Source organism: Cupriavidus sp. 01L415, assembly GCF_056400065.1.
Window position 1 is genome coordinate 117,186 of sequence record NZ_JBFTSP010000006.1, and the last position, 25,372, is coordinate 142,557.

At 67.8% G+C, this 25,372-nt stretch carries 21 protein-coding genes; 13 read left to right on the forward strand and 8 right to left on the reverse strand.

Going from position 1 to position 25,372, the window contains the following annotated elements; genetic code table 11:
* Positions 1-37 precede the first annotated feature (37 nt).
* Complete coding sequence (locus AC1DOX_RS13510) at positions 38-799, forward strand: SDR family oxidoreductase (RefSeq protein ID WP_441619833.1); 762 nt, start codon at positions 38-40, stop codon at positions 797-799.
* A 72-nt stretch (positions 800-871) separates the two neighbouring features.
* A complete protein-coding gene (locus AC1DOX_RS13515; protein WP_092136355.1) occupies positions 872-2,182 on the forward strand; it encodes an MFS transporter in 1,311 nt (436 codons plus the stop codon).
* 138 nt (positions 2,183-2,320) lie between these two features.
* Here the strand turns inward: AC1DOX_RS13515 and AC1DOX_RS13520 are convergent, their stop codons facing one another.
* From AC1DOX_RS13520 to AC1DOX_RS13545, 6 genes are all read right to left on the reverse strand, one after another.
* Positions 2,321-8,296: an Hpt domain-containing protein gene (locus tag AC1DOX_RS13520; RefSeq protein ID WP_441619836.1), complete on the reverse strand. Its 5,976-nt coding sequence runs from the start codon at positions 8,294-8,296 to the stop codon at positions 2,321-2,323.
* 30 nt (positions 8,297-8,326) lie between these two features.
* Positions 8,327-10,522 carry a methyl-accepting chemotaxis protein gene (locus tag AC1DOX_RS13525; RefSeq protein ID WP_441619838.1) on the reverse strand — a complete coding sequence of 732 codons (2,196 nt, stop codon included), beginning with the start codon at positions 10,520-10,522 and terminating at the stop codon, positions 8,327-8,329.
* 171 nt (positions 10,523-10,693) lie between these two features.
* A complete protein-coding gene (locus AC1DOX_RS13530; protein WP_441619840.1) occupies positions 10,694-11,236 on the reverse strand; it encodes a chemotaxis protein CheW in 543 nt (180 codons plus the stop codon).
* Positions 11,237-11,375: 139 nt separating this feature from the next.
* The gene (locus tag AC1DOX_RS13535) at positions 11,376-11,744 is read right to left on the reverse strand and encodes a response regulator (RefSeq protein ID WP_092136346.1); all 369 of its coding nucleotides are present in this window, start codon (positions 11,742-11,744) and stop codon (positions 11,376-11,378) included.
* A 32-nt stretch (positions 11,745-11,776) separates the two neighbouring features.
* Positions 11,777-12,274, reverse strand: a complete 498-nt coding sequence (locus AC1DOX_RS13540) for a response regulator (protein ID WP_092136710.1) — start codon at positions 12,272-12,274, stop codon at positions 11,777-11,779.
* A gap of 364 nt (positions 12,275-12,638) precedes the next feature.
* Complete coding sequence (locus tag AC1DOX_RS13545; protein ID WP_011298773.1) at positions 12,639-12,809, reverse strand: rubredoxin; 171 nt, start codon at positions 12,807-12,809, stop codon at positions 12,639-12,641.
* A 237-nt stretch (positions 12,810-13,046) separates the two neighbouring features.
* Between AC1DOX_RS13545 and hemL the strand changes: the two genes are divergently transcribed.
* The gene (hemL, locus tag AC1DOX_RS13550) at positions 13,047-14,339 is read left to right on the forward strand and encodes a glutamate-1-semialdehyde 2,1-aminomutase (protein ID WP_441619843.1); all 1,293 of its coding nucleotides are present in this window, start codon (positions 13,047-13,049) and stop codon (positions 14,337-14,339) included.
* A 157-nt stretch (positions 14,340-14,496) separates the two neighbouring features.
* On the opposite strand, the gene dapA is transcribed toward hemL, so the two are convergent.
* A complete protein-coding gene (dapA, locus tag AC1DOX_RS13555; protein ID WP_441619845.1) occupies positions 14,497-15,393 on the reverse strand; it encodes a 4-hydroxy-tetrahydrodipicolinate synthase in 897 nt (298 codons plus the stop codon).
* A gap of 390 nt (positions 15,394-15,783) precedes the next feature.
* Between dapA and AC1DOX_RS13560 the strand changes: the two genes are divergently transcribed.
* From AC1DOX_RS13560 to AC1DOX_RS13570, 3 genes are read left to right on the forward strand one after another with little or no spacing between them, the layout of a single operon-like run.
* Positions 15,784-16,392 carry a LemA family protein gene (locus tag AC1DOX_RS13560; protein ID WP_092136340.1) on the forward strand — a complete coding sequence of 203 codons (609 nt, stop codon included), beginning with the start codon at positions 15,784-15,786 and terminating at the stop codon, positions 16,390-16,392.
* Between the two features lie 11 nt (positions 16,393-16,403).
* Positions 16,404-17,264, forward strand: coding sequence for a TPM domain-containing protein (locus AC1DOX_RS13565; RefSeq protein WP_441619847.1), 861 nt, complete (start codon positions 16,404-16,406; stop codon positions 17,262-17,264).
* Between the two features lie 11 nt (positions 17,265-17,275).
* A complete protein-coding gene (locus AC1DOX_RS13570; protein WP_441619849.1) occupies positions 17,276-17,800 on the forward strand; it encodes a TPM domain-containing protein in 525 nt (174 codons plus the stop codon).
* Positions 17,801-17,818: 18 nt separating this feature from the next.
* Here the strand turns inward: AC1DOX_RS13570 and AC1DOX_RS13575 are convergent, their stop codons facing one another.
* Positions 17,819-19,072, reverse strand: coding sequence for an MFS transporter (locus tag AC1DOX_RS13575; protein ID WP_441619851.1), 1,254 nt, complete (start codon positions 19,070-19,072; stop codon positions 17,819-17,821).
* Between the two features lie 78 nt (positions 19,073-19,150).
* Between AC1DOX_RS13575 and AC1DOX_RS13580 the strand changes: the two genes are divergently transcribed.
* The 7 genes from AC1DOX_RS13580 to AC1DOX_RS13610 all read left to right on the forward strand — a co-directional run bounded on the left by AC1DOX_RS13580 (position 19,151) and on the right by AC1DOX_RS13610 (position 25,369).
* On the forward strand, positions 19,151-20,077 hold the full coding sequence (locus AC1DOX_RS13580; protein WP_441619853.1) for a LysR substrate-binding domain-containing protein: 927 nt from the start codon (positions 19,151-19,153) through the stop codon (positions 20,075-20,077).
* 1,091 nt (positions 20,078-21,168) lie between these two features.
* The gene (locus AC1DOX_RS13585) at positions 21,169-21,348 is read left to right on the forward strand and encodes a Flp family type IVb pilin (RefSeq protein ID WP_369804572.1); all 180 of its coding nucleotides are present in this window, start codon (positions 21,169-21,171) and stop codon (positions 21,346-21,348) included.
* Positions 21,349-21,433: 85 nt separating this feature from the next.
* Positions 21,434-21,979: an A24 family peptidase gene (locus AC1DOX_RS13590; RefSeq protein ID WP_092136332.1), complete on the forward strand. Its 546-nt coding sequence runs from the start codon at positions 21,434-21,436 to the stop codon at positions 21,977-21,979.
* Positions 21,980-22,098: 119 nt separating this feature from the next.
* Positions 22,099-22,317: a hypothetical protein gene (locus tag AC1DOX_RS13595; protein WP_477101408.1), complete on the forward strand. Its 219-nt coding sequence runs from the start codon at positions 22,099-22,101 to the stop codon at positions 22,315-22,317.
* 18 nt (positions 22,318-22,335) lie between these two features.
* A complete protein-coding gene (cpaB, locus tag AC1DOX_RS13600) occupies positions 22,336-23,184 on the forward strand; it encodes a Flp pilus assembly protein CpaB (protein WP_441624638.1) in 849 nt (282 codons plus the stop codon).
* An 82-nt stretch (positions 23,185-23,266) separates the two neighbouring features.
* Positions 23,267-25,015 carry a type II and III secretion system protein family protein gene (locus tag AC1DOX_RS13605; RefSeq protein ID WP_477101409.1) on the forward strand — a complete coding sequence of 583 codons (1,749 nt, stop codon included), beginning with the start codon at positions 23,267-23,269 and terminating at the stop codon, positions 25,013-25,015.
* Between the two features lie 27 nt (positions 25,016-25,042).
* The gene (locus AC1DOX_RS13610; protein WP_441622292.1) at positions 25,043-25,369 is read left to right on the forward strand and encodes a hypothetical protein; all 327 of its coding nucleotides are present in this window, start codon (positions 25,043-25,045) and stop codon (positions 25,367-25,369) included.
* The last annotated feature ends 3 nt before the right edge of the window (positions 25,370-25,372 follow it).

A 25,372-nucleotide genomic window follows, 5' to 3' on the forward strand; every position in this document is an offset into this window, starting at 1 on the left:
CACCAAGATCGCGGCGGGCATCAACAGGAGACATGCAATGGCAAGGCTGGCTGGCAAGGTAGCGGTAGTCACGGGCGGCGGTTCCGGCTTCGGCGAGGGCATTGCCCACACCTTCGCGCGGGAAGGCGCCAGTGTGATGGTGGCGGACCTGAACCTGGACGCCGCGGAGATCGTGGCCAGGGCCATCCGCGACGCGGGCGGCCAGGCCCGCGCGGTACGTGCGGACGTGGCGCAAGGCGCTGACGTGGCGGCGATGCGCGACGCCACGCTTGCCGCCTTCGGCGATGTGCATATCGTCGTCAACAACGCCGGCACGACCCATCGCAACAAGCCGATCATGGAAGTGACCGAGGAAGAGTTCGACCGCGTCTACGCGGTCAACGTCAAGAGCATCTACTGGTCCGCGCATCACTTCATTCCGCACTTCCGTCGCCGCGGCGGTGGCAACTTCGTCAACATCGCATCCACGGCCGGCATCCGGCCGCGCCCAGGCCTGGTCTGGTACAACGGCAGCAAGGGTGCGGTGATCGTCGCCAGCAAGGCCATGGCCGCCGAACTGGGCCCGGACAATATCCGCGTGAACTGCGTGAATCCAGTGATCGGCGCCACCGGCCTGCTCGAGCAATTCATGGGCCTGCCCGATACCCCCGAGAACCGCGCCAAATTTCTCGCCACGATCCCGATGGGCCGCATGTCGACCCCGCAGGACGTGGCCAACGCCTGCCTGTACCTGGCCTCCGACGAGGCCGCCTTCATCACCGGCACCTGCATCGAAGTGGACGGCGGACGCTGCGTCTAGCGCCGTCGCCCTGACCCATTTTTCAACCCGCGGTACGTCGTAAATAAAACCATACCCAATGAGGAGACAACCATGACCACGACCGCAGTCAATCCCGGCGTGCGCGACGCCGGCTTCGAGGACGCCACCTATCGCAAGGTGAGCTGGCGCCTGGTGCCGTTCCTGCTGCTTTGCTACGTGGTGGCCTATCTGGACCGCGTCAACGTGGGCTTTGCCAAGCTGCAGATGCTCAACGACCTGAAGTTCAGCGAGACCATCTACGGCCTGGGCGCAGGGATCTTCTTCATCGGCTACTTCCTGTTCGAGGTGCCGAGCAACGTGATCCTGCACAAGGTGGGGGCGCGCATCTGGATCGCGCGGATCATGATCACGTGGGGACTGATCTCGGCGGCGATGATGTTCGTCACCACGCCGACGATGTTCTACGTGCTGCGCTTCCTGCTGGGCGTGGCGGAAGCCGGCTTCTTCCCCGGCATCATCCTGTACCTGACCTACTGGTACCCGGCCAACCGGCGCGGCCGCACCACCACGTTCTTCATGACGGCCATTGCGTTGTCTGGCGTGATCGGCGGCCCGCTGTCAGGCTGGGTCATGCAGTCGTTCGACGGTCACAACGGCTGGGCCGGCTGGCAATGGATGTTCCTGCTGGAAGGCATTCCGTCCATCCTCGTCGGCCTGTGGGTGCTCGCCTACCTGGACGACCGCATCTCGCACGCCAAGTGGCTGACGGCCGACGAAAAGGCGCTACTGGAGCGCAATATCGCCGACGAAGACCAGCACAAGGAAGACCCGCCCGTGAGCAAGGTGCTGGCCAGCCCGCGCGTGTGGCTGATGAGTGCGATCTACTTCTGCTTCGTGATGGGTCTGTACGGCGTGAGCTTCTGGCTGCCGACGATCATCAAGCAGACCGGTGTGAAGGGCGCGCTCGACATCGGCCTGCTGACGGCGATTCCCTACGGCTGCGCGGTGATCGGCATGATCCTGGTGGCCTACAGCGCGGACCGCAGTGGCGAGCGGCGCTGGCACATCGCGCTGCCGGCGCTGGCGGGTGCGGTGGGGCTGGTGCTGTCGGTGCAGTGGCACGGTGACACCACGCTGGCCATGGTGGCGCTGACGCTGGCGACGATCGGCATCCTCACCACGCTGCCCCTGTTCTGGAGCCTGCCGACGGCCTTCCTGGCCGGCACGGGCGCGGCGGCCGGTATCGCGCTGATCAACTCGCTGGGTAACCTGGCCGGATTCATCAGCCCGTATGCGGTGGGCTGGCTGAAGGACCTGACGCACAGCACGGACACCGGCATGTACCTGCTTGCGGTCTGCCTGGTGGTGGGCGCGGCGCTGACGTTGTCGGTGCCGGCGCGGATGGTCGGCAAGCGGGACTGACCTGCCCGCTTGCCAATGCGCCAGCAGGCAGAAAGCAAAAAAGCGCGGACATTGCTGTCCGCGCTTTTTTTATGCCAGGTGCGCTGTCGGGTCCGACGCAGTGCTTCGCCTGATGCCCGAAGCCTGATGCGTGTTGCCTCAGGCCTCGCCCAGCATCTGTGCCACCGACCCTGCCGTGCCCTCCGCCTTCTCGCCGATCAGCTGTTGCAGCGTGCGCAGCAGCTCATCTTCGTTGAACGGCTTGCCGAGATACACGTTCACGCCGATCTCGGCCGCGTAGCGGCGGTGCTTCTCCGCCGTCCGCGACGTGATCATCACCACCGGCATGTGGCTGGTACGGCTGTCGGCACGCACGTTCCGCGTGAGATCGAAGCCGTCCATGTTCGGCATCTCGATATCCACCAGCATCGCGTCCGGCATGACTTCCTGCAACTGCCGCAAGGCGTCCACACCGTCGCGGGCCAGCACCACCTGGTATCCCGCGCGCGACAGCAGCCGCTGGCTGGCCTTGCGCACGGTCAGCGAATCGTCCACCACCATCACGGTAGGCTGCGTCACCAGGCCAGGCACTGGTACCGGCTGGCCGGCCCCGAATTCGGCGACGGCACCCATCGTTGCGGGTGCGGGCAGCAGCGTCGTCGGCACCACCTCGCCGCGTTCGCGCACAAAGCGCTGGGCCAGTACCACCGGGTTGTAGATCAGCACGATCTCGCCATCACCAAGGGTGGTGGCACCGGCAATCCCTTCCAGGCGCGCCAGATGCGGGCCGATGTGCTTCACCACCACTTCGCGGTTGCCGATCACGTCGTCGACGTGGACGGCCACGCGCTCGGCGCCGGAGCGCACCACCACCACCGGCGAGTACTTGCGGCCGGACGCCATCGCGGCGCTCTCTTCCAGCAGCGTGCCGAAGTAGAAGAACGGCGCATCGGCACCGGCAGCGCCGAAGCGGCCGGCGTTATAGGCCTCGAGCAGCGGCTTCTCGCGCAACTGGTGGACCTGGTCGATCATGCCGCTTGGCATCGCATACAGGCGCCCGCCCAGCGAGACCAGCAGCACCTGCGTAATGGCCGTGGTCAGCGGCAGGTGCACTGTGAAACTGGTGCCACGGCCGGCATCCGTCGACAGCGTGATCCGGCCGCCGAGCGCCACGGTTTCCGCGCGCACCACGTCCATGCCCACGCCACGGCCCGCCAGCTCCGACACCGAATCGGCCGTCGAAAAGCCCGGCGCGAAGATCATCTCCGTCAGGCGCGCATCGCTGGCTTCGTCATCATGCGTCAGCAACTGGCGCGCGATGGCGCGCTCACGAATCCGTGCGAGGTTCAGGCCACCGCCATCGTCGAAGAAGGTCAGCACGACTTCGTTGCCTTCCTGCTGCACTTCCAGCGTCAGCGCGCCGGTCGTCGACTTGCCCGCGGCGCGGCGAATCTCCGCCGGCTCGATGCCGTGAACCACGGCGTTACGGATCAGGTGTTCGATCGGACCGGCCATGCGGTCCAGCACCGAGCGGTCGATCTCCACCGTGCCGCCCTTGATCAGCAGTCGCACTTCCTTGCCGGTTTCGGTGGCCGACTGACGTGCCACGCGATAGAGACGTTCGGCCAGCGCGTCAAACTGCACCATGCGCGCCTGCATCAAGCCGCGCTGCAGGCCACGCGTCAGCCGGGCCTGCGCCGCCAGGTCGCCCGAGGCGCGGTCGAAGCCGCGCTGCAGGTTCTGCTCCACCGTTGCCACGTCGTTCACCGACTCGGCCATCATCCGCGTCAGTTCCTGGAAGCGCGTGAAGCGGTCGAACTCGAGCGGGTCGAACTCCTGGTTGTGCTGCGAATCGGCGATACGCGAGGCCATCTGCGTTTCCGCCTGGATTTCGATCTCGCGCAGCTGCGTGCGCAAACGTCCCACGTTGTCGTTCAGTTCGCCCAGGTAGGAGCGCAGCGCTTCCAGCTCGCTATCCAGACGTGCGCGCGTGGCGCCCACTTCGCCGGCATCGGTGATCAGCGTGTCGAGCGTACGGGCCTGCACGCGCACCAGTGCGCGCTGACGCTCGGGGTCGGCCGGGATCGCTGTTGGCGTCGCCGGCACGAGCGGCGCGGCGGCCGTTACCAGCGCGGCACCCGTCGACGCCTGCGACGGTTGGGCCTCGACCGACGCGGCGGGCTCGACCGGTGCCTCTACCAGCCCGTTCACCACATCGGCATCGTCCACAGGCAGCAGGCGACCGTTCTGGAGCGCATCCACATGCGCCAGGATGCGGTCGTACCACGCGTACAGTCGGCCAAAAAGATCCGGCGTCACGCGCTGGCCCCGCACGCTGGCTTCCAGCAGCGTTTCCATTTCGTGAGCCGCCTGGCCCAGCGCCATGGCACCGGCCATCCGGGCACTGCCCTTCAACGTATGCAGCGCGCGCAGGACGAGCCCGCCATGCTGCGTATCCTCCGGCGCGGATTCCCACGTGCGCAGCAGCTTGCCCAGCTCCGGCAGGCTGCCGTGCGCTTCCTCCAGGAAGATGTCGACGAGATCCTGGTCCAGCGACGAGGTATCGAGCGCGGTGTCGTCCGGTTGCAGTGTCTCCGGCGATTGCGACGACACGTGCGCCACGGCCACCGAGTCGTGCCGGGATTGCGTGGGCAGCGAAATGACCACGGCGTCATGCGCAGGCGAGCCGGGCGTGATGGCCGTCACAGGTGTGAGCGTGGGCGCCGACATCGGCGGCAGCGACGTGATTGGCGTCAGCTTGACCGGCATGTCCGTGACGGGCGGCAGCCCGGCGGCCGGCGCGGCGGGTTCGGTCACCAGTGGCAACACCGGCGCCTGTGGCATCTGGCCGAACAGCCGTGCCACGGAGCCTTCCTGCTCGGCAGGGGCCTGCTGGCCGGACACCGCCGCGCGCGGGCGCACCAGCGCGCGCTCGCCAAAGTCGTTCAGCTCGCGGCACAGCGCCGGATCGGCATCGGGCCAGACCCCGGCGGCAAACTGGTGCAGCATCGCGCGCAGGCGATCCACGGCCTGCTCCAGCAGGCGGAAATCGCCCGGATGCATGACCACCGGATGGCGGCCCAGCAACAGCAGCAGTTGTTCCAGCGACTCGGCGATCTCTTGCACCGGCTCCAGTCCGACCGTCGATGCGCTGCCCTGCAGCGTGTGGGCCACGCGCAGCGCGAGCTCGCTCGGGCACGGATGATTCTCGTGCTTCCACTCGGACAGGTCCGTGGCGAACTGGCGCAGCAGGTCGTCGGCCTCTTGCAGGTAGACGTTGTACAGCGCCAGGCCGATGCGGACCGGGCCGATGACCTTGTAGTTGTCATCGTCGCTGCCCAGCCCGCCGGACAGGCGGAATGGCAGGACGTTGGTGTCCTCGGCCTCGGCCACCTGCTCCGGTGCGTGGGCCGCGATGGCAGCATCGGCGGCATCGTTGGCATCGGCGGCCGCCAGCAGCGCATCGAGCGGATCGGCTTCGGCCACGGGCTCGACCGGCGCGGCGGCAGCCTGGCCGGGGTCACGCACAGCCTGGGCCTCGTTGACCAGCGGCGCGATGTCGCGCACCGTGAACGGGTCGGCCTGCAGGGCGATCGCCCACTCCTTGAGCAGGTCGTGCGCGTGATGCAGCAACGCCAGCAGTTCGGGGACCGGCTCGCGCGACTCGGCAATCCACAGGTTCATCACCTGCTCGATCGCCCAGGCGGCTTCGCCATAGCGGTTCAGGCCGACCATGCGGCTGGAACCCTTGAGCGTGTGGAAGGCGCGCCGGGTGCGGCTCAGCATGTCGGCATCGCGCAGCACGTCCAGTCCGCCGGGCAGGTCGCTGGCAATATTGCCCAGCACTTCCTCCGCCTCGGACAGGAAGATCTCCAGCAGCTCCGCATCGACGGCAGCCGCATCGGCCGGCAGCGGCGCCGCGGCGGGTACGACGGCCATCTGCGCGGCCATCTGCGCAGCGGCGGACGGCAGCGGCTCCGCCAGCGCCACGACCATGCGCTCGGCGGCGGAATCGCTGCCCGCCAGCCAGGCATGCAACTGCGTGGTGGCTTCGCTGGCCTGACGGCGCAGGCTGGCATCGTCGTCGATGGCGGCCTGGTCGCTCACGGCCTGCAGCGCGGTGCGCAGGCGCTGGATCTCGGGCGAATCGGCGCCCGCGGCCACGCGGATGGCATCCATCGCCGCACCGCGGGCCGCGGCCAGCGCGCTCGCCGGCACGACGTCGGTCTGGCGCGGCGCCAGCAGGTCATCGTCGCCGACCTCGGCCTTGCTGCGGCCGAATTCGAGCGTATCGGCAAATGCATGCACGGCGCCGAGTTCCGCGGCGATCTCGGACAGCAGCGCGACGCGGCTGGGCTGCGTCTCCGTATCACGCAAGACATCCAGGCGTTGCAGCACGGAACGCGCGGCGGCCAGTGCCGCGTTGGCGGCCTCCTCGATGCCGTCCGGCATCGCGGCGCTTCCCTGCAGGCGTTCTAGCGTCGCCAGCAGCGCGCCAAATGCCTGGGCGGCATCGCCCAGCGAATTCACTGCGTCGGGGCGCGCGGCATTGCGGTCGAAGGTATCGAGCCACGACTCGCCGCTGTCCAGCTGCGCGCGGAGTTGGGACACGGCCTCGGCACGCTGCGCCTGGGCGCCCGCGGCCTCGACCATCGCGGCCAGCCAGTCCGGCGCCGTGGCGTCCGGATCGGCCAGACAGGCAGCCAGCGTGTCGCAGCGTTGTGCGAATTCCGTGGCCGACGCATGGCCGGAATTGCCGTGGACGCGCCACGGCATGGCCAGCGCGCGCGACAGGAACAGCGCCACGCCGACCGGGCCCAGCGCTTCGCCCGGCGCGTTGCGCTGGCCCGCGTAGGCGGCGGCAGCCGTCAGGCAGTGTTGCAGCGACGGCTGGGCGAGCGGCTGCGCGGCTTCGGCCAGCGAGGCGAGCGCGAGCTCCCAACTCGATGCGTCGTCACCGGCGGCGCGTTCGATGGCTGCGGCCGCCGTCTGCAGGTTGCGCGTGTCGATCGGATCCAGCCAGCCGTAGTAGCGCAGGCGATAGTCGGCGCGCGCCACGGCGTGGGCCAGGTCGACGCGGAAGGCCAGCAGCACGCGGGCGATATCGGCGCGCAGCACCTGCACGGCCGCCTGCGTCGCGGGCGGCGTGGTGTCTTCCGGGCCGTCGGGCGTCAGGGCCGTGCTGACCAGCAGGAAAACGGCATCGTTGAGCAGCGCCTGCGGCACGCGCACCTGGCCTTGCAGGTATTGACGCAACAGCAGGTGGGATCGCGCCGCGAAGCGCTTGGCCAGCAGGTCGGACGGCAGCAGCCCATGCGCCAGCCCGCGGAACACCATGGCCAGCACCTGCCAGATGCCGCGATCGGGGGTATCGGTCGTGCGGCGGGCGTCCTGCTCGTGGTTGCGCACTTCATCCAGCGCGGTCTGCAGCGGCAGGTAGGCCTCGCGCAGCAGCGCGCCGTCGGCGCACGGCGTGGGCAGGCGCAGCGCCTTCAGCAAGGCGGCCTCGAAGCGCTGACGCGCGCGCGTGACTGAAGACGTCGAACGCGTGGGCAGCACGATGCCCGGCAGCATCTGCAGCTCTTCGAGCCACAGGTCGGCCGGATGCACGCGCTCGTCGCCCATCAGCGTCAGCGCGTCGGCGTAGGTGCGGAACAGGCGCAGCGGATCCTCGGGATCGCCGGCCATCAGGTCATCGACGTACTCGGCCAGCGCCTGCACGCCACGGCGGAAGACCCCGAACGTTTCCGGAGTCGGGGCCACGGTGCCGGCGTCGATCGCTTCCAGCAGGCGGCGCAGCGCCTGGCAGTACGCATCCACCCCGCGCAGGCCGACGATATGCACGGCGCCCGCTGCCTGGTGCAGCTGCTGGCCGGCCAGGCGCAGCGACGTGGTGTCGCGCGCGCCCAGCGCCTCCGGCGCCTGCTGGATCTCGTCCACATAGTGGCCAAGCTCCGTGGCGGCGTCGTCAAGCGCCGAACGCAGGCTGGGCGCCAGCCAGGCCAGCACGGACAGGTCGCGCTGCGGCACGGCTGGCGCTTCCGCCGGCGGCACCGGCGCCGCTTCCGGCGCTTGGGACGATTGCGGCGCGGCCAGTTCGGCCACGTCGCTCGATACAGGGGAATTCAAAGACATGACCAGTTCCGTTGCACCCGCAGGCGGGTGTCAGGCGATCTTGAACCGCGACACCGAGTTACGCAGTTCTTCGGTCAGTGCCGTCAGCTGGCGCACCGAAGTCGCAGTCTGGCGCGTACCGGCGGTGGTCTGCGCAGTGACCTGCAGAATCCCGTCGATGTGGTGCGCCACGTTGGTGGCCAGATTCGCCTCGTGCGATGTGGTCTGCGAGATCTGCTCGATCAGCTCGGCCAGCTGGCGCGACACGCGGCCGATCTCCACCAGTGCGGCACCGGCGTTATCGGACAGCCGGGCCCCTTCCACCACGCCCTGCGTGCTCTGCTCCATGGCGTGCACGGCGTCCTGGGTATCGGTCTGAATCGTGCGGATCAGCGCGCCAATCTGCTTGGTTGCCTCGCCCGAGCGTTCCGCCAGGCGCTGCACTTCCTCCGCCACCACCGAGAAGCCTCGGCCGGCTTCGCCCGCGGATGCGGCCTGGATGGCGGCGTTCAGTGCCAGCACGTTGGTCTGCTCGGTAATGTCCGAGATCAGTTCCACGATTTCGCCGATTTCCTGCGACGATTCGCCCAGGCGCTTGATCCGCTTGGAGGTTTCCTGGATCTGCTCGCGAATGCCGTTCATGCCCGCGATGGCGTTCTGCACAGCTTGCTGGCCCTGCTCGGCGGCGGTCAGCGACGCGCGCGCCACGTTGGCGGATTCGGCCGCGCCGCGCGACACCTGCGTGATACGGTCCGCCATTTCCACCACGGACTCGCCGGTCTGGCGGATCTGGCGCGACTGCTCTTCGGTCGTGGCGGCCAGCTGCACCGAGGTCTCCTGCACCTGCGAAGAAGCCTGCTGCACGTCACCGGCGGTCTGCTGCACGCGGCCCACCAGTTCCTTCAGTTCTTCCACCGTGTAGTTCACCGAGTCGGCAATGGCGCCGGTGATGTCCTCGGTCACGGTAGCCTGACGCGTCAGGTCACCGTCGGCGATGTCCTGCAGTTCGTTCATCAGTTGCAGAATGGCCTTCTGGGTGGCGTCGTTGTTGCGCTTTTCGTCGAGGCGGCGTGATTCGGCTTCGCGTTCGCGCGCTTCGGCTTCCAGTGCGCGGACACGCGAGTCGCGCAGGTACAGCGCCGCCAGCCCGGCCAGGAACAGCAGCGTGGCCGCGGCGGAGACGATCGTCGCGCCCAGGGTCCAGGGACGGAACCGCGCGCCCTCGGCGTAGGCGGTCTGCAGCGTCGACAACTCGCCGCGCAGTGCTTCGTTGTCGTTGAAGATCTGCTGCTGGGCACGCTTGGCGGCGATCAGGCCCGGCAGGTTCTGCAGAATGGTCTGCGTGGTCTTCTGCACGGCCTCGAAACGCTGCGAGAGCTGCTGCAGGTAGCTGCGCGTCTCGGCATCGTTTGCGGCCGCGAGGCGCAGCGCATCGGAACCGTTCGTCAGGCCGTCCAGCGTTTCGCGGAACGTGTTGGTGTCCTTGCCCAGCAGGAACGCGGTCTCGGGGTTGACGCCTTCGCCGGAGAGGAACTCGTTCAGGTTCTTGCCCAGGCGCTGCGTCAGCATCACCAGCTGCGCGGAGGCGGCCACCTCGCGGGAATTGGAGCCGGCCTGCAGCTTCATGGCGGCCACCTGTTCGGCGGCCTCGAGCAGTTCGGGGTTGGAGGCGTTGAAGATCTGCAGCGTCTGACCGATGGTGGTCAGGATGGGCTGCTGGGCCAGCACGTCGGCCGCGCTCTTCTCCGAGCGCTTCCACGAGGTCATGGCGGCCTCGAGCAGCGGCTCCGCCGCGCCGGAGGTGGCGCGCACATGCTTCTCGTCGCTACCGGTCTGGAGCGCCAGCAAGTCGGCGGTCAGCTGTTCCTTGGACTGGCGCAGCTGCGTGAACGCCTGGGCGTTGCCGAGCAGTGCCACGGGAACCGCCTTGCCGAGACGCTGCGAGTGCATCAGCATGTCACCGGCGATCTGGATCTGCGCCGCGCCGTTGGTCGCCTGGCGGTTATCGAGGTAGACCGAGGCCAGCAGCGCCACCAGCGACACCACCACGCCCACCGTCAGCGCGCGCTGCTGGGATGCAAAGGGCATGCGCGCCAGCCAGCCACCCAGTTGCTCGATCGGGGTACGGCCCAGGCCGCTCTTCTTTGCGTCCGCATTGGCGAACACCGACCCGCGCGGCGCAACCGCTTCGGCGGCGGCGCCGGCCGCTGCCGTCCGGCGTCCAAGGCCCATCTTCTTGATACCCATAGCAACCCTCTGTCCGTTGTTTTTCGTCTCGCCAGTGATTCTGGCGGTATCTGCCACTGTGCCGGCCGCCCGGAAGCGTCTGGCATTCCCGATTGTTCCGTCTGGTCCGTCAGTTGCTGCCAATGCCTTGCCCGGTGGCGCTCCCCGTCCAACCCGGGCAAACCTGCTTCGTCAGGCCGCCACGCGCCCGGCCTGCAGGAACACCGGGGAATCCAGCAGTTGCCGGATGTCCAGCACCTGCCAGTCACGTCCGTCGCGGTCGGCAAAATGCGCGCCGCACCAGCCCTCCGGGGCATCGCCAGGCGCCGGCGTCAGATCGCCGGCATGGCGCAGCCCCACGACGCGCGTGGCGATGATCCCGCACGCGCGCTCCACCTGGCGCGACAGCACCACGATCTTGCTGCCCGGCTGTACTGGAGTGGGGGCGTCGCCGCAGAACATGGAGAAATCGATCACGCCCAGCAGATTGCCCCGCGCATTGACCAGGCCGCGATACCACGGCTGGGTCAGCGGCACGCCGGCGGGCTGGCGCAGTTCCAGCACCTCGCCGGTCTCCGGCAACGGCAGCAGCCATTGGCGCTGTCCGATCAGCACCGCCAGGTAGCTGTCGACGGCCGGCAGGTTGCGCGCTTCCCGCAGGCGCCGGGCCAGCATGGCCTGATAGTCCTGCAGGCGGGTCTGGCGGGCACGGATGTCTTGGCGCGGCGCGTTCATGATCGGATTACCGGTGGAGATGGGACCGCCACGGCGGCGGGCACGATGGCCGGCTCGCACCCGATGCGCGTCCGGCCCTGCAAATTCTTCGGGCGTCCCGCGGGACGCCCGGTCTTGTGCTTCGATACGACCCGGGCAATCAGTGCGCCAGCGCGGCGATCTTGGACAGCAGCTCCTCGCTGTCCACCGGCTTGACGATGTAGTCCGATGCGCCCTGGCGCATGCCCCAGATGCGGTCCGTGTCCAGGCCCTTGCTGGTGCACATGATCACGGGAATGTCCTTGAAGCGGTCGTCGCGCTTGATCGCGCGAGTGGTCTGGTAGCCGTTCTGGCCCGGCATGACCACATCCATCAGGATCAGGTCGAAGGGTTCCGCTTCCAGTCGGGCCATGGCCTGGTCACTGTTGCCGGCCACGGAGACCTTGAAGCCCTTCTTGCCGAGCAGGTCCGACATGAACAGGGCTTCGGTGGGGGAATCGTCGACGATAAGGATTTTGCTGATGGTCATTGCTTATTTCCTGGTTGCTTCAGTGGCGGGCTTCAGGCCGCCACGGCCGCGCCCTCGTCCTGTGCGCAGCCTCCGAGGCAGGCCTGTACGGCCTGCAGCAGGGCTTCGCGGGAAAAGGGCTTGGCAAGATGGTCATGCGCGCCGACGAGCTTGCCGCGCGACCGGTCGAACACGCCATCGCGGGACGACAGCATGATGACGGGGATCGCGTGGAACCGCGGGCTTTTCTTGATCAGGGAACAGGTCTGGTACCCGTCCAGGCGGGGCATCAGGATGTCGCAGAAGATGACGTCCGGGTGCATGTCGCCAACCTTGGCGAGCGCCTCGAAGCCATCCTCCGCCAGCATGACCTGATAGCCTGCCTGTGAAAGGAAGATCTCCGCCGTGCGGCGGATGGTGCTGGAATCGTCGATGACGAGGATCTTGCGGCGCGATGCCGCTGCCTTGCCGGTATCGGCGGCACCGGATTCCGTGCCGGCGTTGACCCCATCGACAGACTTGTTGTCTTGTTCTGTTTGAGCGACCCGCATTTTGTTCCCGCGACCGGCTGTCTGCATGGCAGACGTCGGCATTCACTTGAGAACACCCGCACGGCACCACGCGTTGCGTGCCGGCGGCCCCCGATTTGCAAAGCGGCATCCGATGGATGTCGCCCCTCATTCCCAGTCAAAAAAAGCCGGCTAACCGGCCGGTGCTGGCGGCACGCTTTACCGTGCCTGCCTGTGCGCTGCTATGTTTTTGCCGCCCCTGACGTGCCAACGCAGCCGGGACGGGTGTTCAGTTTTGCTGCAAAGTGTGACAACTCGTGCTGGGGCCGTCAATCCGGACAGCCCGGCGCAGCCCGCCGATCTGTCGCTTTGGCGCGACGCGGCGGCACTTCCCGGACGGCTGGCGTCAGATCGCCACCATCTCGAAATCTTCCTTGCGGGCACCGCATTCCGGGCAAGTCCAGTTGATGGGCACGTCTTCCCATTTGGTACCCGGGGCGATGCCGTCTTCCGGGGCGCCGGTGGCCTCGTCATAGATCCAACCGCAGATCAGGCACATCCAAGTCTTGTATTCCATATGCAGGCTCTTGCCACTCTCCATTAAAATCCAGCGCAGATGGTACAGAAACAGCGCCGATGACGCCACCCATGGCCGGGCGCGATCTTGCCAGTATCGCCGCGTTCGCGCATGTTAGCGTGCAGATGCCGTTCAAACGGCACGCATTTCACTCACCTTGCCCGCTTTTTAGGCACGGGTCCCGACTCCGCCCCCGGCCGGACGCGTTTTCCTCCAGCATTTGATTCAGGCCACTCCATGTCCCGTAACCAGCAGCTCTTCGACCGCGCCCAGCAGACCATCCCCGGCGGCGTCAATTCGCCCGTGCGCGCCTTCCGTTCCGTGGGCGGCACGCCGCGCTTCATCACCCGCGCCGAGGGCGCGTACATGTGGGATGCCGACGGCCAGCGCTATATCGACTACATCGGCTCCTGGGGTCCGATGATCGTCGGCCACGCCCACCCGGACGTGGTCCGCGCCGTGCAGGACACCGCCGCCCACAGTTTCTCGTTTGGCGCCCCGACCGAGGCCGAGATCGAGATGGCCGAGGAAATCTGCAAGCTCGTGCCGTCGATCGAGCAGGTGCGGCTGGTGTCGTCGGGCACCGAGGCGACCATGAGCGCCCTGCGCCTGGCGCGCGGGTTCACGGGCCGGGACCTGATCATCAAGTTCGAGGGTTGCTACCACGGCCACGCCGACAGCCTGCTGGTCAAGGCCGGCTCCGGCCTGCTGACCTTTGCCGATACCACCCAGAACGCGCCCTCGTCCGCCGGGGTGCCGGCCGACGTCACGCGCCACACGATGGTGCTGGAGTACAACAACGTCGCCCAGCTGGAAGAAGCGTTTGGCCGCCACAAGGGTGAGATCGCCGCCGTGATCGTGGAACCGGTGGCCGGCAACATGAACCTGGTGCGCGCCAGCGAAGCCTTCCTGAACAGCATGCGCAACCTGTGCAGCGAGCATGGCGCCGTGCTGATCTTCGACGAAGTGATGACGGGCTTCCGCGTGGCGCTGGGCGGCGCGCAGGCCCACTACGGCATCCGGCCGGACATGACTTGCCTGGGCAAGGTGATCGGCGGCGGCATGCCGGCCGCGGCCTTTGGCGGCCGGCGCGACATCATGGCGAAGCTGGCCCCGCTGGGCGGCGTCTACCAGGCCGGCACGCTGTCCGGCAACCCGCTGGCCGTGGCCGCGGGCCTGACCACGCTCCGGCTGATCCAGGCGCCCGGCTTCTACGACCAGCTGACCGCACAGACCCGCAAGCTGGCCGACGGCCTGACCGCCGTCGCGCGCACCGCCGGCGTGCCGTTTGCCGCCGACGCCATCGGCGGCATGTTCGGCCTCTATTTCCTCAACACCGTGCCGACCAGCTTTACCGAGGTCACCCGGGCCGACGTCGGCCGCTTCAACCGCTTCTTCCACGCGATGCTCAACGAGGGCGTCTATCTGGCGCCATCGGCCTTCGAGGCCGGCTTCGTCTCGGCCCGGCATGACGACGCCATCATCCAGACCACGCTGGACGCGGCAGCCCGGGCCTTCGCGACGACGTAAATTCGCACGGCAAGACCGCGCGGCAAGGCTGAACAGCTAGTCCGCGCGGCAAATCCGGTCGACCCTCGCGGCAAGCCCCCGCAAGTTCAGCCCCCCACGGGCGGACCGCGCGACGCAGCGCTAGCGCGGCCCGCCCGCGGCGGTTCCCGGTCCTGGCTCAGGCCGGGACCGCCCGCACCGCCTCGAGGTCGTCGACCAGTGCCGCCAGCCGGTCCGCCAGCGCGGCGGACGCCGGCGTCATCGGCGTGCGCAATGCGTCGCGCAGCCAGCCCTGCCGTGCCAGCAAGGCCTTGACCGGGCCGGGATTGGGCTCGGCGAACAGTGCCTGCACCAGCGGCATCAGCGCATGGAACAGCCGCCGGGCTTCCGCAAGCCGGCCCTCCGCCACGGCCCGCCAGATCGCCACGAACAGGTCCGGCCGGCAATGCGCCGACGCGATGATCGCGCCCTGCCCACCCAGCGCCAGCGTGCCCAGCAGCTGGTCATCCTCCCCCGCCAGCACCGCCAGCCGTCCATCGGCGATCAGCGCCTGCGTCGTCCGCGCGTTGCCGCCGCAATCCTTGATCGCGACGATATTGTCGTGGTCAGCCAGTGCCAGCAGCGTTTCCAGGGTGAGCGTCGCGCCGGTGCGGTATGGAATGTCATAGAGCACCAGCGGCGCCCGGGAGCAGTCGGCCAGCTGGCGGAAGTAGTCGCGCAAACCCTCCTGCGAGGGCCGGATGTAATACGGCGCGGGCGCCAGCACGCCCGCCAGGGGGCGATCGCCAAACCGCTCCAGCCGCGCCAGCACGTGGCCAAGGTGGTTGCCCGCCAGACCCATCATGACGGGCAGGCCACCCGCGGCCTCCAGCACCGTGTCGAGCACGGCCAGTTGCTCGGCTTCGTCGAGCGCGGCCGCTTCGCCGGTGCTGCCGCAGACCACGAAGCCGGCCAGGCCGGTGCGCCGGTAGTGATCCACCATCCGCCGCAGTGCGGCGTGGTCGACGTCGTCGTGAAGAAAAGGGGTCACCAGCGGCAGCCAGATGCCGTGGCAGGAAGTCTGCATGTCTTGCATGGAATTGCTCCGGATCGACCGATTCGGAAACCGACGGATGCACGGCGGAGCAGGACGCGGGGAAAACGGGAAGAAAGAGAAAGGCCAATCACCCGTCTTGCCGGTGCTGTTCCGTCGCCCATCTGACGGAACAGCACGCTCCGGTCAGATGAGCGACTGTTTTTTGGCTTTGGCGCGCGCGGCCAGCCCTGCGCGACCCGTGACGAGGCCGGTCTCGGGTGCGATATCGATCAGGGGGTGGCAGGCTGGCTGGCGCGGCATGGCGTCAATCTACCGGCCCGCGCCATGCCCGGTCAAGCCGGCTCGCACGGCTCGCAAATGCCACCGGCGTCGCAATGGCCCTGCGCTACACTTGGGAATTGCCGAGCCCGGCCACCCCAGGAGCCATCGATGCGCGCTGCCACCCCATCCCTGCCCGCCTTGTTCCGCTGGCTGGTCCTCGCCATGCTGGCCAGCCTGCTGTCGGCCTGCGGCTACAACGACTTCCAGTCCAAGGACGAAGCCGTCAAGGCAGCCTGGGGCGAAGTTGTCAACCAGTACCAGCGCCGCGCCGACCTGATCCCGAACCTCGTCGCCACCGTGAAGGGCTATGCCAGCCACGAGCGCGAGACGCTCGAGGCCGTCACCAAGGCCCGCGCGCAGGCCACGAGCATCCAGGTCACGCCCGAGACCCTCAACGACCCGGAAGCCTTCGCGCGCTTCCAGCAGGCACAGGGTCAGCTGACCAGCGCGCTGTCGCGACTGCTGGCCGTGTCAGAGAACTATCCCCAGCTGAAGGCCGATGCGGCGTTCCGCGACCTGCAATCCCAGCTGGAAGGCACCGAGAACCGCATCACCGTGGCGCGGCAGCGCTATATCGCGGCGGTGCAGGCGTACAACGTGCTGGCGCGCAGCTTCCCGACCAATCTCACGGCGATGGTCTTCAAGTATCCGGTCAAGCCGTCCTTCACGGTGGAGAACGAAAAGGCCATCTCCGCACCCCCCGCCGTCAAGTTCTGACGCCCGCCATCATGCGCACGTTCATCGCCCGCCGCCTGGCCACGCTGCTGTGGCTGGTGGCGATGGTCCTCGCGCTCCCGACCATCGCCATCGCCGCGGATGGCTTCGTCGCAGTGCCCCCGCTCACGCAACGCGTGACGGACCTGACGGGCACGCTGTCCGCCGACCAGCGCTCCGCGCTGGATAACGTGCTGGCGGAATACGAGCAGCAGCGCGGCAGCCAGATCTTCGTGCTGATGGTGCCGACCACGGACCCCGAGACGATCGACGCCTACAGCATCCGCGTGGCCGATGCCTGGCGCGCGGGCCGCAAGGGCATCGACGACGGCGTGATCGTGCTGATCGCCAAGAACAACCCGCCCGGGCTGCGCAAGATGCGGATCGAAGTGGGTCGCGGCGTGCAGGGTTCGCTGACGGACGCGATGTCCAACCGCATCCTGCAGGAAGTGATGGCGCCGCATTTCAGGCAGAACGATTTCTATGGCGGGCTGGCTGCCGGTGTCTCGGCCATCCAGGCCACCATCGACAAGGAAGGGCTGGCCGGACCGGACCGTACTCGCCGGCCGGCGTCGTCGGGGGTTGGCGACTGGCTGCCGGTTCTCTTTCCGCTGGCGATCATCGCGTTCTTCTTTCTCTCCGCAATGATGCGGCGCGGCCGCAGCCCGCAAATCGTCACCGGCCGACGCGGGTGGCCGACCACCACCGTAGGCGGCCTCGGCGGCCTGGGCGGCTATGAGATTGGCCGCCAGTGGGGACGCGGCGGCGGCGGCTTCGGCGGGGGCGATTTTGGCGGTGGTGGTGGTGGAGGCGGTGGATTCAGCGGCGGCGGGGGCGGTGGCTTCGACGGCGGCGGCGCCTCCGGCAACTGGTGACAGGAACCACGATGACATCGACATCGGACAGGCAGAAGTCTCTCAAGCGCGCGCTGCGGCACCTCGGCACGTCGTCGGCGATTGCCCGCAAGGCGTTTCCGACCGAGGCGCAACACCAGCTGCAGGTGGCCGTGCATACAGGCGAGCAACATCACCGGGGGGAAGTGCGCGTGGTGATCGAGGCCAGCCTGCCCGTCGAGCATGCCTGGCGCGGCGTCACGCCCCGCGAGCGGGCGCGGGCGCTGTTCGGCGCGCTGGAGGTGTGGAATACGGAAGACCACTCCGGCGTGCTGCTTTATATCAACCTGGCCGACCACGCCATCGAGATCCTGGCCGACCGGGGCATCGACGCGCGCGTCAGCCCGGGCGCCTGGACGGGCATCTGCACCGACCTCGCCGACGGCCTGGCCCGCGACCTGTCGGTACGCCCCGTGCTGGTCGCGGTATCGCGCATTCACGCGCTGCTGACCGAGCACTTCCCGTCGGGCGATGGCTACAACCCCAACGAACTCGACGACCGGCCCATCGTGCTGTAGGGCCGGGTCCTGACGGGGTCAGGACTTCTTTTCCATCAGGTACCAGATCGCCGCCAGCACCTGCGTCAGCACCAGGCCGGCCCACACGCTCAGGTGTGCGGCGACCGGATAGTGGCCGCCCGTCGTCGGGAAGAAGTCCAGCACAAACCCGATGCCAAGCTGGAACGCGAAGGTCGCTAGGAACACCGTCAGCGTCATGGCCGTCGTGGCCCGCCCGATCAGCGCATCCGGAAAGCGTCGCGCCAGCATCGCGTAGGTAAGAATCCCGCTGGAGCCAAATACACCGTACGCCGCCCACAACAGCGGGAGCGGCAGGAACGACAGCCGGGCCATCAGCAGCAACTGGACGACGATGAAACCCATCATGCCGAAACCGGCAAACGCGTAGAGGCTGATCCCGCGACGCTCCAGGTGACGCGCGGCCCAGCCCGCACCCACGCAACCGGCCATCATCGCAAAACCGATCACCGACACCATCCGCGCGCCCTGCGTGGACGTCAGGCCCTGCACATCGCGCATGAACGCGCTGACCCACAGCGTCTGCACAGCCAGGAAGATGCCCTGGTTCAGCAGCGTCAGCGGCACCACGCGCCAGAAGCGCTCGCTGCCGAGGATCTGTCGCGTGCCGCGCCATTGCTCGGCAAAGCTCTCCTTGCCCACGCGCTTCACGTCTGGCACGCCAAACCACAGCAGCACCGCCATGCCGAAGGACACGACGGCCATGCCCGCGCTGACCGTGCGCCAGTCCGTCCACGACAGCAGCCACGACAGCGGGCTGCCGACGACTACCGCCCCGAGCCCGCCGATGGCCATCACCAGCCCGTTCAGCAACGGCATGCGCGACAGCGGGAACCACATCGACAAGGCCTGGATGGCGGCGCCCAGGCACACCGACACGCCCACGCCGATCATCGCGCGCCCCGCCGCCAGTCCGGCCATGCCGGGCGCCCAGGCGAACACGAACGATCCGGCCACGGCCAGCAGCAGCAGGGCCGCCTCGGTACGGCGAGGCCCAAAGCGGTCCAGCAGGATGCCCGCCGGCAACTGCGCGCAAGCAAACCCGAGGAAGTAGAAGCTGGTGAGCAGGCCGAGGTCACCTGCCGTCAAACCCAGCTCACGCGTCAGGTAGGGGGCGAACCCGAGATTGACCCCGCGGAAAATATAGGAAACCAGGAAGCCGAGCGAAAACACCACCAGCACGCGCCAGCGGGCGCTGGAAGCGTGGTTGGGCTGGGCCGCCATGGCGGTCTGGGTTGCGGTCGTTGCGTTCATGCCCTGCATTGTCGTCACCAGCGTGGTGCATGACCAGCGAAAGATACCCGCGAGAATTGTGAGTAGAATTTGACGACCATGCCTCCCCGCCCCCCACGCCTGCACCCTCACCTGCCCCCGCTCCAGGCACTCCGTGCGCTCGAAGCCGCCACGCGCCACCGCAGTTTCACGCGCGCGGCAGAGGAGCTCGCGCTCACCCACAGCGCCATCAGCCATCATGTTCGCGGGCTGGAGGACAACCTGGGCACCAAGCTGTTCCAGCGCACGGGCCTGTCGATGACGCCCACCAGCGCCGGCATGCGGCTGGCCGAGCAGGTGCGCGCCGCGCTGGACCAGCTCGAATCCGCGCTGCGCGAGGCCAGCAACACCGCGGGACCGCCCGTGGTCAGGCTGCAGGTCAGCGTGATGGCGGACCTGGCCAACGCCTGGCTGATCCGCCGGTTGCCCAGCCTGCATGCGCAGGCGCCGGAACTCGACCTGCATCTGCGGCTGCACGCCGACATATCACCACCCGACCCGTATTCCGTCGACGTCGGCATCTGGCACCAGCGCGTGGACCTGCCCGGTTTCGCGTGCCACAACCTGATCGAAGACGATGTCATCGCGGTGGCCAGCCCGTCCCTGCTGGCCCAGTACCCCGGCTTCACGGTGGCCGACCTGCCGAAGCTGCCGATGCTGCGGTTTGCGCTGCGGCCCTGGCGCGACTGGCTGCTGCTGGCCGGCCTGCCCACCGACGAACCCGAGCGCGGCCCGATCTTCCAGGACGCCGGGCTGATGCTCCAGTCCGCCGTGGCCGGGCTCGGCGTGGCCACGGCGCGTACCCAACTGGCCCACGACTACCTCGCCAGTGGCCAGCTCGTGCAGATCGGCACCACTCGCATCCCGTCCAGCCTGCACTACTGGGTCACATGGCGCGAAGGCAATCCGCGCGAAAAAGCGATCCAGCGTTTCCATGCCTGGCTGCGCGAACAGGTTGCGGAGTCTGTATCGCCCCCGTCACCCTGATCCTCATCGCGCTAAAACCGTGCCAGGCGGGGTTGTAACCCGGTGTAACCGGATACCTTATGAAGCGCTTCAGTTGCGTAACCAGAAGCGCCTTCTCGCCCCCCACGTTTCAGACCTGCAACCATTCGGCCTGAGAGCTCGCGCGGTGCGATTTTTGCCCTCCTCTCCATCGCCTGGATGACACGTTGTGGCGCCTGAGAGCCATCTCAAAATGGCCTCGTCCAGAGGGATGACCCTGGCATCGGCCATCGCAACGGCCTGATCGTGCACTACCGCGCATTCATGCGCCGGGGTGCATACATCCATGCATCGACATTCCCCGGCCATCCGGCAATGCCAGACGGATGAGCTTGAGCGAATGCGCGCTATCAGGCGCTCCAGAAATGCAACGTTTTGGTCCAGGTGGCCCCACCCCGTGGCAACCCTGCATCGCTGTTCGCATACATCACTTTTTCACCTGTTTGGTGCGTCTCACACGGCACAAAGCCGTGTAAGCGATACAAAACGCCGGGGCAAAGTGCGCTATCGAGCCTGCACAGATCCAGATACATCTGGTTACACAGTCTCGGAAACGGCGCATCCCGAAAAACCCACCCCCATATAAATCAACGACTTAACCCCCGTGGCACGTTCGTCGCTCTATGTCCCGCAACCACGGCAAGCCCGTAGGTCCTGCGACAGACAGGATCCCGGAGGCGCCAGATAACAAGTGGGACGGGAAAAGGGCGAGACATCCGTCAGACCCAGGGGAGGAAAAGGACCGCCACGCTGCAGTGGCGGTCCGGGCGGTCCGGCACCCGCTGGAACGTCCGGGAGAGTTGCAGCACTTTCAGGCGCGGGTCGATCCCTGGAGAGGTTCGGATCGGTCAGCGGGCAACCACAAGGTGCAATGCCGCGGGGAGCGGCGACGCATCGGACGCAAGCAAGGGCCCGTCTCGGTTGGGTCTTTGCCCCTGAGCCAGGTGGAACCGGCAAGACGTCACGGCAGTGACAGCTATCCGGTTTGGCCTCGGCCGGTTTCCGGCCGAAACCTTGTGCCCGATCTCCAGCGGGCGCTTTTTTCCACAAACCATGACGTGAAGGAGAAGGACATGAACACCATGTTCAATGGCATCAAGCGTTTTGTGCGTGAAGAAGACGGCGCAGCCGGCGTGGAATATGCCCTGCTGCTGGCCTTCGTGGCCCTGGTGATGGTGACCTATGGCGGCACCGTCAAGACCGCCGTTGGCACGATCTGGAACTCGGTCGCCACTGCGCTCGCCGCCGCCTGACCCGCGCTGGCACCCCGGACCGGCCCAGTGCGCCTGGGGCCGGTCCGGCCAGATTCCAAAACACAACCACCAGCAGGATAGCGCCATGACCATCGTGATAGCCCTCGCCAATCTGAGCCTGGTCGCCATGGTGACGATTGCCGCGGTGTGCGATGCACGCACGCGGCGCATTCCGAACTGGCTGGTGGGTTGCGGACTCGCCATCGCGCTGATGGCACAGATCGCAACGCAGGGGTTGGCAGCCGGCGGCATTCAATGGCTTGGCGGTACCGCGACGGGAATGGGCCTTTGCCTCGGCATCTATGTGCTCGGTGGCATGGGTGCGGGGGACGTGAAGCTAATGGGTGCGGTCGGCGCCTTTATGGGGCCGTTGGGCGGTGCCCACGTGGCAATCGTGAGTTTTCTGGCAGGAGGCGTGCTGGCCGTCGTCGCCATCCTGCTGCGCAAGGAGTCGCGGCGCGCCGCGGCGGGTGTCTCGGCGCTGTTGCTGTCGCTGCCGTTCGGCACCAGGGTGGCGTCGGCTGGGCAAAGCGAGCCCGGAGAACCGGCCCTGGCGTGCGCCGCGCCGAGACTGCCCTATGCGATCGCCATCGCGGCGGGCACCTTGCTGGTGAAGTGGCAGGTGTTCTGAGTGCCGCCGCAAGGCGACGCAGGGCGATTGCAGCGCGCACGGCCAGGCCGGGCGCCCAACCAACGCTGAAGAAGGTCCCGGCGCAGTGACAAAAGGGATCAGGAACGGGGGAAATTGTCATGCACGAAAGCAGCCGCATCCACGCGCAGCACGGACAGGCCAGGGCCTGCGCCGCGCCGCATCGCCAGCGCGCACCGTCGCGCGACGCCTGGCCCCAGCCGGCCACGGGCCGCCGCCCGCATCGCCGCCAACGCGCCGACGACCGGCGTACCGGCCGCCCGGCCATTCCAGTCCTCTGCCGCCGCGTCGTGGCGCACCGGGCATGGATGAACTTCTGAACGAGGGAGGACCTGGAAATGAAAAACATGCGAATCCTGTTCATGCTGCTAGTGGCGACGGTCGCCGGCCTGGCCGCCGTCATGCTGGCCTCGCGCTGGCTCCTGCAGCAAGGCAGCAACGGCATCATCAAGGTCGCAGTGGCCGCGGCCGACATCAGCCTGGGCCAGCAGATCACGCCAGACATCGTCAAGCTGGTCGACTGGCCCGCATCCAGCCTGCCGCCGGGCGTCATCACCGACCAGCACGCGCTCGATGGCCGCGTGACCAGGACCAGCCTCTCGCGCGGCGAGCCCGTGCTGGAGTCGAAGCTGACGCCGATGGGCACCAAGGGCGGCCTGTCCGCGGTCATCGCCGACGGCAAGCGCGCCATCACCGTGCGGGTGAACGACGTGGTGGGCGTGGCGGGCTTCGCGCTGCCGGGCAGCTTCGTCGACATCATCGTCAATACCCAGAAAGACAAGGACATCAAGGGCGGCACCACGGCCGACCGCAACGAGCAGTCCATCTCCAAGATCGTGCTCGAGAAGATCCTGGTGCTGGCCGTCGCGCAGGAAGTCAACCGCGACGAGACCAAGCCCAAGGTGGTGAACGCCGTGACGCTGGAGGTCTCGCCCGAAGAGGCCGAGAAGCTCGACCTGGCGCGCAGCGTGGGCACGCTCTCGCTGGTGCTGCGCAACCAGGTTGACCCGCGCCCCGCGCTGACGGCTGGCGCCACCAAGAACACGCTGCTCAAGGAACCCGTCATCGCGGTTGCCGCACCCGTGACTAGGACGGTGCAGGTGGTGCGGCACGTCGCTGAGAAAAAGTTTGCCGGCACCTGCATCGGCGTCATCAGCGGTACGCAACACAATCAGGAATGCTTCTGAAACAAGGGGGAGCGCGCGCCGAAAGAAGCAGGCCGTTCCGGTAACTGCTCTCGGCACCGCGCGAACCATCCGGGGGATCACCATGGACCGAGTCACCGATCTTTGCGGCGTGCCGCGCCGTCTGTCACCGCAACTCCAGACCACCGCGCTCGCGGTCGCCGTACTGGGTGCCCTGTGGGGCGGCACCGTCCAGGCCCAGGCCGGCGTGGAAGCGGCGGTCAACACCGCCAACGCCGCCGCGCCGGGCAAGCCGTTGCGCCTGGCCGCCAGCGGCCCTGTGCAGTTGACCATCGGCGCCGATGCAGGCAGCGCGAACCGCGACGCCCCGCCCGCCCGTGGCCCGAACTGCGTGGGCCCCATCCGTGAACGCCGCGAGGTGGCGGTGCCCGTGGGCAAATCCGTGATGGTGGACTTGCCCGAGCCCGTGAAGGGCCGCACGCTGGGCAACCCGAACGTGGCGCAGGCCATGCTGGTGTCGCCGCAAACGCTCTACGTGCTGGGCCAGGAAGTCGGCAGCACCAACATGATCGTGCAGGGCCGCAGCGGCTCGTGCAGCGTGATCGACGTCGTCGTCGGAGCCGACCCGGGCGGCCTGCAGGCCACGCTGCGCGACCTGCTGCCGGAAGCCCGACGCGTGCGGGTATCGTCTGCCGCCGACAGCCTGGTGCTGAGCGGCACGGTGTCCGATTCCGTGCAGGCGCAAAAGATCCTCGATATCGCCAACGCCTTCGTGATCCGCCAGACCCGCGGGCCGGCGCAAACGCCGCAGAGTGGCATGCTCCAGCCGCCGCCGCCACCCAACAACCCGGCCACGGCCGGCATGCCGCTGCGCAGCCCCCGCATCATCAACATGATGGTGGTCGAGGCCCCGCAGCAGGTCATGCTGGAGGTCAAGGTGGCGGAAGTGTCCAAGACCCTGATCGACCAGATGGGCTCGGCCGTCAACCTGAACAGCGCCTTCGGCAGCTGGAGCTTTGGCCTGCTGGCCAATTTCCTCTCGGGCGCGAGCGACCTGCTGACGTTCAGCAAGGCCAACAACCTGCCGCTGAAGTTCGCGCTGGACGCACAAAAGGGCGATGGCCTGGTCAAGATCCTGGCCGAGCCGAACCTCATGGCCATCAGCGGGCAGGAGGCCAGCTTCCTGGCCGGCGGCAAGGTCTTCATCCCGGTACCGCAAAGCTTTGGCGGCACCGGCACCACCATCGTCCTGCAGGAAGAGACCTTCGGCGTGGGCCTGCGCTTCACGCCCACGGTGATGGAGAACGGCCGCATCAACCTGAAGGTCGCGCCCGAGGTGTCGGAGCTGTCGCCCACGGGCGTGGCGCTGACCGCGCCCAATGTGGCCGGCACGTCGATCCTGCCGCTGATCAATACGCGCCGGGCCTCCACCACGTTGCAGGTCTATGACGGCCAGAGCTTCGCGATCGGCGGGCTGATCAAGAACAACGTCACAGGCAGCATCAAGGGCCTGCCCGGCGTTGGCGACCTGCCCGTCGTCGGCGCGCTCACGCGCAGCACCAACTTCCAGCAAGACCGCACCGAACTGCTGTTCGTGGTCACGCCGCGCCTGGTCAAGCCGCTGCCGCCGAACTATCCGATGCCAACCGACACCTTCGGGCCGCCCATCCCCGGCGAGGTCTACCTGAACGGCAACATGGAAGGCCACCCGGCGCGTCCGGCCGCCGCCCCGCTGCCGGCCGGCACGCTGCCCGCCCCTGCCTCGGCGACGCCGGCCGTCGCCCCGGCGCCGACGACGAGCACCCCGGTACCGTCCGCCGCCATCCTGGCCACCGCCGAAACACCGGCCGCCACACCGGCCGCCGACCGCTGAGCCGACGCCACGATCAAGGAGCCCATCATGACGACCCTCTCCATCCCGGCGCGTGTGCGCCGCCTGGCCACGCTGGCAACCCTGCTCACCACCGTTGCCGCACTCGCCGGTTGTATCTCCACCACGCCGGTCTACGACGCGCACTTCGGCGAGGCCGTGCGCACCGTGCGCGCCATGCAGACGCTGAATCCCGACGCATCGTCGAACACCAATACGGTGGCCGGCATCGACGGCCGGGCGGCCACGGCCGCCATGGACCGGTACAACACGCTGTACACGAAGCCGCAGTCCGACATCAACGCCTTCACCGTTGGCGTGGGCGCGGCGGGCGGACTCAACGCAATGGGCCGGTAAGGC

Excerpts from the sequence above, each read along its gene's own strand:
- AC1DOX_RS13590 (WP_092136332.1), top strand. The coding sequence starts at position 21,434 with ATGACCATCGTGATAGCCCTCGCCAATCTGAGCCTGGTCGCCATGGTG.
- AC1DOX_RS13525 (WP_441619838.1), bottom strand. The coding sequence starts at position 10,522 with ATGGGTATCAAGAAGATGGGCCTTGGACGCCGGACGGCAGCGGCCGGC.
- AC1DOX_RS13570 (WP_441619849.1), top strand. The coding sequence starts at position 17,276 with ATGACATCGACATCGGACAGGCAGAAGTCTCTCAAGCGCGCGCTGCGG.
- AC1DOX_RS13580 (WP_441619853.1), top strand. The coding sequence starts at position 19,151 with ATGCCTCCCCGCCCCCCACGCCTGCACCCTCACCTGCCCCCGCTCCAG.
- AC1DOX_RS13545 (WP_011298773.1), bottom strand. The coding sequence starts at position 12,809 with ATGGAATACAAGACTTGGATGTGCCTGATCTGCGGTTGGATCTATGAC.
- AC1DOX_RS13535 (WP_092136346.1), bottom strand. The coding sequence starts at position 11,744 with ATGACCATCAGCAAAATCCTTATCGTCGACGATTCCCCCACCGAAGCC.
- AC1DOX_RS13530 (WP_441619840.1), bottom strand. The coding sequence starts at position 11,236 with ATGAACGCGCCGCGCCAAGACATCCGTGCCCGCCAGACCCGCCTGCAG.
- AC1DOX_RS13520 (WP_441619836.1), bottom strand. The coding sequence starts at position 8,296 with ATGTCTTTGAATTCCCCTGTATCGAGCGACGTGGCCGAACTGGCCGCG.
- AC1DOX_RS13585 (WP_369804572.1), top strand. The coding sequence starts at position 21,169 with ATGAACACCATGTTCAATGGCATCAAGCGTTTTGTGCGTGAAGAAGAC.
- AC1DOX_RS13540 (WP_092136710.1), bottom strand. The coding sequence starts at position 12,274 with ATGCGGGTCGCTCAAACAGAACAAGACAACAAGTCTGTCGATGGGGTC.
- cpaB (WP_441624638.1), top strand. The coding sequence starts at position 22,336 with ATGAAAAACATGCGAATCCTGTTCATGCTGCTAGTGGCGACGGTCGCC.
- hemL (WP_441619843.1), top strand. The coding sequence starts at position 13,047 with ATGTCCCGTAACCAGCAGCTCTTCGACCGCGCCCAGCAGACCATCCCC.
- AC1DOX_RS13605 (WP_477101409.1), top strand. The coding sequence starts at position 23,267 with ATGGACCGAGTCACCGATCTTTGCGGCGTGCCGCGCCGTCTGTCACCG.
- AC1DOX_RS13515 (WP_092136355.1), top strand. The coding sequence starts at position 872 with ATGACCACGACCGCAGTCAATCCCGGCGTGCGCGACGCCGGCTTCGAG.
- dapA (WP_441619845.1), bottom strand. The coding sequence starts at position 15,393 with ATGCAAGACATGCAGACTTCCTGCCACGGCATCTGGCTGCCGCTGGTG.
- AC1DOX_RS13565 (WP_441619847.1), top strand. The coding sequence starts at position 16,404 with ATGCGCACGTTCATCGCCCGCCGCCTGGCCACGCTGCTGTGGCTGGTG.
- AC1DOX_RS13610 (WP_441622292.1), top strand. The coding sequence starts at position 25,043 with ATGACGACCCTCTCCATCCCGGCGCGTGTGCGCCGCCTGGCCACGCTG.
- AC1DOX_RS13560 (WP_092136340.1), top strand. The coding sequence starts at position 15,784 with ATGCGCGCTGCCACCCCATCCCTGCCCGCCTTGTTCCGCTGGCTGGTC.
- AC1DOX_RS13575 (WP_441619851.1), bottom strand. The coding sequence starts at position 19,072 with ATGAACGCAACGACCGCAACCCAGACCGCCATGGCGGCCCAGCCCAAC.
- AC1DOX_RS13595 (WP_477101408.1), top strand. The coding sequence starts at position 22,099 with ATGCACGAAAGCAGCCGCATCCACGCGCAGCACGGACAGGCCAGGGCC.
- AC1DOX_RS13510 (WP_441619833.1), top strand. The coding sequence starts at position 38 with ATGGCAAGGCTGGCTGGCAAGGTAGCGGTAGTCACGGGCGGCGGTTCC.